Annotated in this window: 8 protein-coding genes; 6 read left to right on the top strand and 2 right to left on the bottom strand. The window is 39.6% G+C overall.

Annotated elements, in window-relative coordinates:
• The first annotated feature begins 103 nt into the window (after positions 1-103).
• The 3 genes from U2718_RS33785 to ylqF all read left to right on the top strand — a co-directional run bounded on the left by U2718_RS33785 (position 104) and on the right by ylqF (position 1,968).
• Positions 104-643: a VOC family protein gene (locus U2718_RS33785; protein WP_341994617.1), complete on the top strand. Its 540-nt coding sequence runs from the start codon at positions 104-106 to the stop codon at positions 641-643.
• A 67-nt stretch (positions 644-710) separates the two neighbouring features.
• Positions 711-1,085, top strand: a complete 375-nt coding sequence (locus U2718_RS33780) for a VOC family protein (RefSeq protein ID WP_341994619.1) — start codon at positions 711-713, stop codon at positions 1,083-1,085.
• 1 nt (position 1,086) lies between these two features.
• The gene (gene ylqF, locus U2718_RS33775) at positions 1,087-1,968 is read left to right on the top strand and encodes a ribosome biogenesis GTPase YlqF (RefSeq protein WP_341994621.1); all 882 of its coding nucleotides are present in this window, start codon (positions 1,087-1,089) and stop codon (positions 1,966-1,968) included.
• A gap of 40 nt (positions 1,969-2,008) precedes the next feature.
• Here ylqF and U2718_RS33770 read toward each other — a convergent pair whose 3' ends face one another.
• On the bottom strand, positions 2,009-3,514 hold the full coding sequence (locus U2718_RS33770; protein ID WP_341994623.1) for a VanZ family protein: 1,506 nt from the start codon (positions 3,512-3,514) through the stop codon (positions 2,009-2,011).
• Positions 3,515-4,102: 588 nt separating this feature from the next.
• Positions 4,103-4,303: a hypothetical protein gene (locus U2718_RS33765; RefSeq protein ID WP_341994625.1), complete on the bottom strand. Its 201-nt coding sequence runs from the start codon at positions 4,301-4,303 to the stop codon at positions 4,103-4,105.
• A gap of 43 nt (positions 4,304-4,346) precedes the next feature.
• On the opposite strand from U2718_RS33765, the gene U2718_RS33760 reads away from it, so the two are divergent.
• From U2718_RS33760 to U2718_RS33750, 3 genes are all read left to right on the top strand, one after another.
• Positions 4,347-5,954, top strand: coding sequence for an adenylate/guanylate cyclase domain-containing protein (locus tag U2718_RS33760; protein ID WP_341994627.1), 1,608 nt, complete (start codon positions 4,347-4,349; stop codon positions 5,952-5,954).
• Positions 5,955-6,392: 438 nt separating this feature from the next.
• A complete protein-coding gene (locus tag U2718_RS33755) occupies positions 6,393-7,760 on the top strand; it encodes an NAD-dependent succinate-semialdehyde dehydrogenase (RefSeq protein ID WP_341994629.1) in 1,368 nt (455 codons plus the stop codon).
• A 91-nt stretch (positions 7,761-7,851) separates the two neighbouring features.
• Positions 7,852-9,495, top strand: coding sequence for an acetolactate synthase large subunit (locus tag U2718_RS33750; protein ID WP_341994631.1), 1,644 nt, complete (start codon positions 7,852-7,854; stop codon positions 9,493-9,495).
• Positions 9,496-9,832: the final 337 nt, after the last annotated feature.

Here is a 9,832-nt window from a genome sequence, read left to right as displayed (position 1 = left end):
CTATTAGCCAAGAAATTTATTTCTTGGCGGAATGAAAAGCTGGTGCAAAATATAAAATAAGCCTTTTCCCTTCTGTCTTGTATTGAGTAAACAAGTTTTTGATATGAAAGACTTTCAAATCAAGGGAATAAATCATATTGCGTTGGTATGTAAAGATATGGCACGCACTGTAGACTTTTACACCAACATTCTTGGGCTGAATTTAATCAAAACCATCGCCTTACCAGATGGTGGACAGCACTTTTTTTTCGATATTGGTAACGGTGATGCTTTAGCTTTTTTCTGGTTTCCACAAGCACCAGAAGCAGCACCAGGTATTGCATCGCCTGCTCGTGATGTTTTTCAAACTGGCAATGCAGCTACAGCACACGCCTCAATGAATCATTTGGCATTCAACGTTCCAGTAGAAAAACTTCAGGAATATCAAGAAAAACTTGTGGCTAAGGGCGTGCAAGTTACACCTGTTTTACATCATGCCGATGTTCCCTCTGGCTTTGTTCCCGAACCAGACGAAAGCACATTCATTTCCTCTATTTATTTCTTCGATCCTGATGGTATTTTGCTAGAGTTTGCCGCAAATTTGCGGGAGTTGGGCGATCCAAAGCGGGAGCTACAACACAAACCAATCTCAACAGCCCTTTAAGAGGACATGGGGACAAGGAGAAGAATTCTTCCCCTATCCCCTGTCCCCTGTCCCCTATCCCCCATATATGCTTTTCCAATGTACCGACGCAATCGTCACCCTGGCATCGTTTAATATTGAAACCTTAGTTGTGTTCTATACAAAATTGCTGGGTTTTGAGCCAGCAACTCTGATTTCCAATGTCTATGCTGAATTTCAACTTCCTGGTTTAAAACTAGGAATTTTTAAACCGAAACAAACCAACTCTTCTGAATTTGAGAACTCAGTTAGAAGTAAGATGAGTTTATGTTTAGAGGTGAGTGACTTGGAAAATGCGATCGCTCACCTAAGTTTATTAGGATATCCCCCACCAGGAGAAATTATCGTCGCTTCTCACGGCAAGGAAATTTATGCTTACGATCCCGATGGTAATCGTTTGATTCTACATCAATCTCAGAATTAAAATGGGTATAAATCAAAACTATAAATTAAATATTATACAGTGGTATCCCGGTCATATTGCTAAAGCTGAAAAGAACCTCAAAGAACAGCTCAAATCAGTAGATGTGGTACTAGAAGTCAGAGATGCCCGCATTCCTCTATCTACGCGTCATCCCCAAGTACCTGAGTGGGTGGGGAGTAAGGCACGGGTGTTGGTGTTAAATCGCTTAGATATGGTTTCTCCACAAGTACGGCAGCTGTGGATGAACTGGTTTAAAAGCCAAGGTGAAGAGCCTTATTTTACTAATGCCCAACAAGGGCAAGGAGTAGCGGCTGTGTCAAAGGCGGCACAAGCCGCCGGAGTGGCGCTTAATCAACGGCGCAAAAGTCGCGGAATGTTACCCCGCCCTGTTCGCGCTGTGGTAATTGGTTTTCCCAATGTCGGTAAGTCAGCTTTAATTAACCGTTTGGTAGGGCGGCGAGTCGTGGAAAGTGCCGCTCGCCCTGGAGTGACTCGCCAATTGCGTTGGGTGCGAATTTCCCAGGATTTGGAATTGCTTGATGCTCCGGGTGTGATTCCTGCCAAATTGGAAGAACAAGAAGCAGCATTGAAATTAGCTATATGTGATGATATTGGCGAAGCAGCTTATGACAAACAACTGGTAGCAGCAGCATTTGTAGATATTTTGGATCATCTCCAAACTACAGCAGGTGATGTTTTACCAGATTCCCCTTTGCGATCGCGCTATGAGCTTGACTCTACATCCTATACAGGTGAGTCATACTTACACGCTCTAGCCGAACTTCGCAACCAAGGTGATTTAGAACGAACTGCAAGCCAACTATTAACAGATTTTCGTAAGGGTTTATTAGGGCCAATTCCTTTAGAATTGCCACCACAGTAAACCACTAAATCGGGGTAGAGCCTGAATTAATCACAATATATTAGGCTACTTTTTTCACTAAAACTGCGGCTCTTATTCTCAAAACCAACACAGTAACTGCCATAAAAAATATACCAAATAAAACATTCTTCAGGCTAACGTCCTTGCCATTATCACTTACCAAACTAGCTTCCAGCATTAGAGAAGGTAATAAGACACCAAACACAATCAAACAGCGATGAATAATTTGTCTTTTTTTGACGAAAAGAGTGAGGAGCGTCAAATAAATTCCTAAAGGGATAAAAGTTAGCAAATAATAAAATAATCTATAATTTATGGGCATAAATTGTAGAAAATTGAGTGAATAAGAATTTTTTAAATTATCAACATAGACTTGGAGATTAGCTTGAGAGTAAGTGATGATAATATGATGTGGCTTATTGTCTGCAAAAACACCAGGAATATTCATTTGTATATCACTTCCATTGGTTCCACTAGCTGGTGTTCTTACTCTTATATTTAAAGTTGTTCCTTCCTGCCCTAAGGTAAAATTACGATTTACGGGATTGTCGGAAATTGAAATAATGCGAGCAGGGCCAGTTTGATTAATATCTGTAGTAACTATAGTAGTACTGATTGTAAATTCAGAGGTTTTAGATATTCTTTTATTCAACTGGTAAACAGGAGTTGCTGTTTTCAACCAATTATTATAACCGACAAAAACTCCTTTACCTTCCTGAGCTTCTGAAGGTTGACCACGCCAAACTAACTTAGGCGTATTTCCACTTTGGTCTTTGTAATTAGATGTATTATCTAACTTGTAATACGCTAGGAGAGAATCTTTAATATCTTTAAAATAATTTTTATCAGTTAAAACCCGACCAACCTGAACTGTGTCAATAGCTCGATCAGCAACAATAACTTCGGATACATAACCTTTCCAAGCTCTGTTCCCTGTTAGCTCATTTCCAATTAATAGTGGATAAGTTGGATTCCAATTACTTAAATAAGTTGTACTTTGCCAAAATGATATAGTAAGAAGATTTAGTAATATATAGCCAATCAAAAATACTGGTACTTTTTTAAAAATTTCATTACTTCTACTATTCTGAATTCGCACTAATTTATATGCAAATCTTTGAGAAATTAACCAATTAAAAAATAACCAACCAGCAAAACCACCAATAGTATTATGAATAATATCATCAGGAGTAGATGTTCTAATCGGCAAAAAAGCTTGTAGTACCTCAACAATTGTTGATAATCCGGTACCCAAAAATATAACTATTAAGATTTCAACTATTAATTTTATCCTTCTTTTTTGCAACAATCCAGTGCAAAAGAATCCTAAAGGCATAAATAATAAAACATTTTCTACCTTGTCTTTTAAAGGACTGTGGTTATGAAAACTATAAGTTAAGTACTTGATAGAAAAATTTTCTGGAAATGTAAAATTAAATGGATAAAGCGTAGCTACCAATATTATTAATATACTAAGAGCAAAAAATATAAAATCCCTTTGTAATACAAAATAATTATTGATTTGAGAAATCTGTTTTCTTGTCATAAGAGCTACTTGAGTTTAACATTAAAATTTATATTGCCGATTTCTAATCAGACTTAAGTATTAAATATTGCTGATAACCTAGTAGACAAAATATACGCATTTTTTAAGTAATTTTTATTAAAAGATAATTGAGGTTTAGAAAATGTAAATAATTAGTAAAAATTTTGTAAAGAAAGTAAATAAATACTTTGATTACTATATCTATAAAGTAGCTTAAATCACAACTATTGTTAGTATTAATGTCGTATATATACTAATTTTTTTTCATACTATATTACTAAATTTATACAAGATAAATCTTTGGTAGCACAATTAAAGCACTCTATACAGAGCATTGTGGATAAGGACAGACAAATTAATTTATATACTATAGCTTCACTAAAATATCCTTCTCAAAAGATTTTAATTGCACTTGACTTTTGCTCAATATTATTTGTGCTTTTCTATACTAATTCTCGATTTAACTTATACAGACAATTTATGAGGCGTCCGCCCATCTCAAATATGAGAGATTCTCTCACTAGCATTACTTAGATGTTTTTGAAAAATTTTACACCAATATTGAGTAAGCTGCTAAAATAGCAGTTACTAGATGGTTAATATGCTGTTACAAATGTTATCTGCCGCTAAAGTTGTTGCAAATCCCAAATTTACACTGGTTGTTTGGGGTAAATTGAGCGATCGCTTCAGTAAAATCAAGTCTGATATTTCTAATTGAGAGTTGTCGTAATGACTTGCACAGTGCCATAAAGAATAAGGGTCAAATCTTGGCATATCCTTATGTGTCATATATGCTTGCTTCTCCAGCTTCCAGGATGGATCGATCACAACCATGACTGAACTAAAACTGCGCATACAAGAGGGAAAGACTGAAAGAACGGTAACAGTTAACCAAGATGTATTTACTATAGGTCGGTTGCCAGAATGTGATTTATACTTACCCTTTGGAGGAGTCTCCCGCTGGCATGCTCGTTTGGTAAAAACTGTTACCGGGGAATGGATGATTGAGGATATGGGCAGTAAAAACGGCACGCAATTAAACGATCGCCTGGTGACTTCTCCGCAACAGGTTCGTAACGGAGACATGATTTGGTTGGGAGATGTGAATGTTTTGGTGCTGTTAGGAGAACCTGCGGCAACGGTTATGCCCAAGCAGGTTGACACAGGAGAACATAGAACTATTTTTCGTAACGTTAAACAATTACAAGAGCAATGGATACAGGCTGACAGCCACAATGGTGATATCAGCAACAAAGACAAAAGTATCGCTCGCCTCAAAGACTTAGTAGATATAGCCAAGAATCTCTGTGCTGCTGCATCCATAGAAGAAATTTTCTCCCAAGTGCAGAAAGTAGTCTTTCGTTACTTAACCAGTATTGATCGCCTAGCATTGTTAATTGATGTTAGTGGTGGTGACAAACTGGAATTGCTAAATTCTGCCACTAGGAATACCACTCAGCATGAATATCTACCAAATGATGGTAGTTGGATTAGCCGTAGTATCTGTCAAAAGGTATTCGAGGAAAAAGTTGCCATTCAAATTGCTGATGCCCTATACGATGAACGTTTTGCTGGAGAACAAAGTATTTTGGTAAAAGGCATTCGTAGCGCAATGGCAGTGCCTTTGTGGGATGAAAATAAAGTGGTTGGTGTACTCTATGCCGATGCCCATCTTTCTTCTTATCATTGGGCAAAAGAAGGCGAAGAAGAACTCAGCTTTTTTTCAGCGTTGGCAAATATTGTGGCTTCTAGCGTTCAACGTTGGCTGCTAGCAGAAAAACTCAGAAGCGAAGAAGTAATTCGCCACCGATTAGAACGCTACCACTCTCCAGCAGTCGTACAGCAGTTGATAGCCGTAGGAGCATTGCCTGATGGACGTTTACCTCCACGTGAAAGTGAAATTAGTATCTTATTTGCGGATATTGTTGGTTTTACTGCTATCTCCGAACGCTTCAGTGCCACTCAAATTGCCGAATTACTAAATAATTTATTTGAGGAGATGCTGCAAGAGGTATTTGCTTACGGTGGCACATTAGATAAATATATTGGCGATTGCATTATGACGTTCTTTGGCGCTCCCGAACCGCAACCGGATCACGCCGATCGCGCTGTTGCCGTCGCCATGCGTATGCTCACTCGTCTTGAATATCTCAATGCCAGTAACTTTTGGCAGGAACCACTGCAATTGAGAATTGCAATTAACAGCGGCAAGGCTGTTGTTGGAGATGTTGGTTGTTCGCAAAGGGTAGACTATACTGCCCTGGGTGCAACAATTAATTTAGCAGCTCGCATGGAAGCAATTTGCCCTCCCGGAGAGTGTGTTGTGAGTGAAGCCACTTATCGAATGCTTTCTCAACCTTCATACTTCCAGGAGATGGGAGATTATAGTTTTAAAGGTATAAATAGATTAGTTAAGGTTTATCAGACTAAGTTGCATTAAGAGTTAGTGGTTAGTAGGTAGTAGGGGCGGGTTTTGTTGATCATGTTGCTGTTCAAACCGAGATTTTATCTTCTAAACCCGCACGGCAGTCGCACTCGACGCACTTAACCCGACGCCAGGTGCTACAAGTCGGCAGAGCCGCAAAGGCGCACTGGCTCTGCAACGCGCTGCCTCCCGTACAGTAGTTAGTGGTTAGTTGTTTATTACTCTCCTTGTCTCCCCTTCTCCCCTTCTCCCCTACTTTTCCTAGCCACTATCCCATACCAATCAATATATTTACTTACTTATTTGTATCTTTGATTGCATTTATTTTGCGAAAGATTAACAACCAAAAAATAAGCCTGTTCTGAAAGTCTAGAATTGGGTGGTAGCTTACCTGAGGAATGTGTTATTACCATTAAGCTACCGCAAGCTATCTTTATAACGGGAGGATAGGCAATGGGTATCGCCACCACTAATCCCGCTACAGGGGAGTTGCTCAAAACTTTTGAGCCGCACAACAATCAACAAATAGCAGCTAAACTCGATTTGGCACAACAGGCTTTTGAGCATTACCGCAAAACCAGTTTTCAACAGAAATCGGGCTGGATGCAAAAAGCTGCTGAGATTTTAGAGCAACAAAAGGCAGACTTTGCCAAAATCATGACGCTAGAAATGGGCAAGACTTACAAAAGCGCGATCGCAGAAGTGGAAAAGTGTGCCTGGGTTTGTCGTTACTACGCTGAACATGCTGCTCAATTTCTGGGTGATGTCTACGTAGAAACCGATGCGAGTCAAAGCTTTATTAAGTACCAGCCATTAGGTGTAATTCTTGCAATTATGCCTTGGAATTTTCCTTTCTGGCAAGTATTCCGCTTTGTTGCACCCGCATTAATGGCAGGAAATGTTGGTTTGCTTAAGCACGCCTCTAATGTGCCGCAGTGTGCCTTAGCAATAGAAAAAATTATCCAAGGCGCTGGTTTCCCCGAAGGCGTATTTCAAACTTTATTAATAGGTGCTGATAAAATTGCCGATTTAATTACTGATGAGCGCATTAAAGCTGCTACTTTAACTGGCAGCGAACCAGCAGGTGCAAGTTTGGCAGCAGCAGCAGGAAAACAAATCAAGAAAACAGTTCTAGAATTAGGGGGTAGTGATCCGTTTATCGTGTTAGAAAGTGCTGACTTAGAAGCAGCAGTTGCCACAGCCACTACAGCGCGAATGCTCAATAACGGGCAATCTTGTATTGCAGCGAAACGCTTTATTGTCCAGGAAGCGATCGCAGATAAATTTGAAAAACTACTGCTAGAAAAATACCAAGCGCTGAAAATTGGCGATCCTATGCAACTAGACACCGATATCGGGCCACTAGCAACACCTAGTATTCTCCACGATTTAGACCAACAAGTAAAAACTTGTGTCAAATCCGGAGCAAAAATTCTCATCGGTGGAGAAGCTTTAGCAGATCGTCCCGGTAACTTCTATCCACCAACAATAGTTACAGATCTGTCTCCCGACAGCGCGATCGCCAAAGAAGAATTTTTTGGCCCCGTGGCGTTGTTATTCCGTATACCCAATCTTGATCAAGCTATTAAACTAGCAAATGCTACACCCTTTGGTTTAGGGGCAAGCGCTTGGACTACCAACTCCGAAGAACAACAACGTTTAATAGACGAAATCGAAGCAGGTGCCGTATTTATCAACGGTATGGTTAAATCCGATCCACGCATTTCCTTTGGCGGCATTAAGCGTTCTGGGTATGGCAGGGAATTGGGCATTCACGGTATCCATGAATTCGTCAATATTAAAACGGTGTGGGTTAAGTAATTAGGAATTGTTAGTAGTTAGTAGTTAGTGGTTATTTTTTACTACTAACCACTAACCATTTCAAATTTTTCGCCATTGAGGAAATTATTAAATGAATACAGCAGAATTATTAGTACAGTGTTTAGAAAATGAAGGAGTAGAATATGTTTTCGGACTTCCTGGCGAAGAGAACTTGCATGTTTTAGAAGCATTGAAACACTCTTCTGTTCAATTTATTACTACTCGTCACGAACAAGGTGCGGCATTCATGGCAGATGTCTATGGACGCCTCACCGGAAAAGCAGGAGTTTGTCTTTCAACATTAGGGCCGGGAGCTACAAACTTGATGACAGGGGTAGCAGATGCTAACCTTGATCGTGCACCACTAGTAGCAATTACTGGGCAAGTCGGAACAGATCGAATGCACATTGAATCCCATCAATATCTGGATTTGGTAGCAATGTTTGCCCCGGTAACCAAATGGAACAAACAAATTGTTCGGCCGAGTATTACACCCGAAGTTGTACGTAAGGCATTTAAGCTAGCACAAAGCGAAAAACCAGGCGCAGTTCACATTGATTTACCAGAAAATATTGCTGCCATGCTTGTAGAGGGCAAACCTTTACACAAGCACAATGTCGAAAAGACTTATGCCTCTTTCGCCAGTATTAGATCGGCTGCTGCGATAATTTCCCAAGCTGTTAACCCAATTATTTTAGTAGGAAATGGTGCAATTCGCGCTCAAGCTAGTGACGCTGTTACCCAATTTGCCACTCAGCTAAATATGCCGGTTGCCAATACTTTCATGGGCAAAGGCGTGATTCCTTATACTCATCCTTTGGCTTTGTGGGCGGTAGGATTGCAGCAGCGCGACTTTATTACCTGTGGCTTTGATAATACCGATTTAGTAATTGCTATTGGCTATGATTTAATTGAATTTTCTCCAAAAAGATGGAATCCTGATGGCAAGATTCCGATTGTCCACATTGCTGCTACCCCAGCAGAAATTGATAGTAGTTATATTCCTAATGTAGAAGTAGTAGGAGATATTTCTGATTCTCTCTATGAAATCCTAAAGGTAGCAGATCGCCAAGGAAAATCAAATCCTTATGCCATTAGCTTACGGTCAAATATCCGCGGCGATTACGAACAATATTCAAATGATGGTGATTTTCCCATTAAGCCGCAAAAATTAATCTACGACTTGCGGCAAGTAATGGGGCCGGAAGATATCGTGATTTCTGATGTAGGCGCTCACAAAATGTGGATAGCCCGTCATTATCATTGTTATAGCCCCAATACTTGTATTATTTCTAATGGTTTTGCTGCAATGGGTATTGCCATTCCTGGCGCGATCGCAGCCAAATTGGTTTATCCCGATCGCAAAGTTGTAGCTGCTACTGGCGATGGTGGCTTTATGATGAATTGCCAGGAATTAGAAACTGCTTTACGTGTGGGTACTGCCTTTGTAACCTTAATTTTTAATGATGGTGGGTATGGCTTAATCGAGTGGAAACAGGAAAATCAATTTGGTAAAGGCAATTCATCCTTCGTGCATTTTGGCAATCCTGATTTTGTCAAGTTTGCTGAGAGTATGGGTTTAAAGGGTTACCGCGTAGAATCTGCTACCGATTTAGTCCCCATCCTTAAAGAAGCCCTCGCTCAAGATGTTCCAGCAGTAATCGATTGTCCTGTAGACTATCGAGAAAATATTCGTTTTACACAAAAAGCTGGTGAGTTAAATTGTGCATTGTAGGCTTTGTCCTTTTTAGCAATGACTCGAAACCCCTCTGCTTTTTAAACTTCGCTCCGCTCGTGCATTTACAAAAAGCCAGGGGATGAGCTAAACCAGTTCGTTACCACTCAGACAATTGTAATTACAAGTTAGAGTTTTGTTTTTCCTGCTGTTGAATCTGAGTCTTCAGCAGGTTTTTATTTTTCTGTCCCCGTATTCTTATCATGTTGCCTCTTTAAGAATTAGTATCGCTACTCACAATTCTGATTTTTCAATTAGTAAAACTTATAACACTTATTAGCTTTACAAAAGTTAAATATCTTGATTAAATTTTGTAAAGTAATGTAAATTGATACTC

The sequence above is a fragment of the Chlorogloeopsis sp. ULAP02 genome, from assembly GCF_038404745.2.
Lineage (GTDB): Bacteria > Cyanobacteriota > Cyanobacteriia > Cyanobacteriales > Nostocaceae > Chlorogloeopsis.
The sequence above is the reverse complement of the archived record's forward strand: the minus strand, read 5'-3'. Positions and strand labels throughout refer to the sequence as shown.

Excerpts from the sequence above, each read along its gene's own strand:
- U2718_RS33785 (WP_341994617.1), top strand. The coding sequence starts at position 104 with ATGAAAGACTTTCAAATCAAGGGAATAAATCATATTGCGTTGGTATGT.
- U2718_RS33780 (WP_341994619.1), top strand. The coding sequence starts at position 711 with ATGCTTTTCCAATGTACCGACGCAATCGTCACCCTGGCATCGTTTAAT.
- ylqF (WP_341994621.1), top strand. The coding sequence starts at position 1,087 with ATGGGTATAAATCAAAACTATAAATTAAATATTATACAGTGGTATCCC.
- U2718_RS33770 (WP_341994623.1), bottom strand. The coding sequence starts at position 3,514 with ATGACAAGAAAACAGATTTCTCAAATCAATAATTATTTTGTATTACAA.
- U2718_RS33765 (WP_341994625.1), bottom strand. The coding sequence starts at position 4,303 with ATGACACATAAGGATATGCCAAGATTTGACCCTTATTCTTTATGGCAC.
- U2718_RS33760 (WP_341994627.1), top strand. The coding sequence starts at position 4,347 with ATGACTGAACTAAAACTGCGCATACAAGAGGGAAAGACTGAAAGAACG.
- U2718_RS33755 (WP_341994629.1), top strand. The coding sequence starts at position 6,393 with ATGGGTATCGCCACCACTAATCCCGCTACAGGGGAGTTGCTCAAAACT.
- U2718_RS33750 (WP_341994631.1), top strand. The coding sequence starts at position 7,852 with ATGAATACAGCAGAATTATTAGTACAGTGTTTAGAAAATGAAGGAGTA.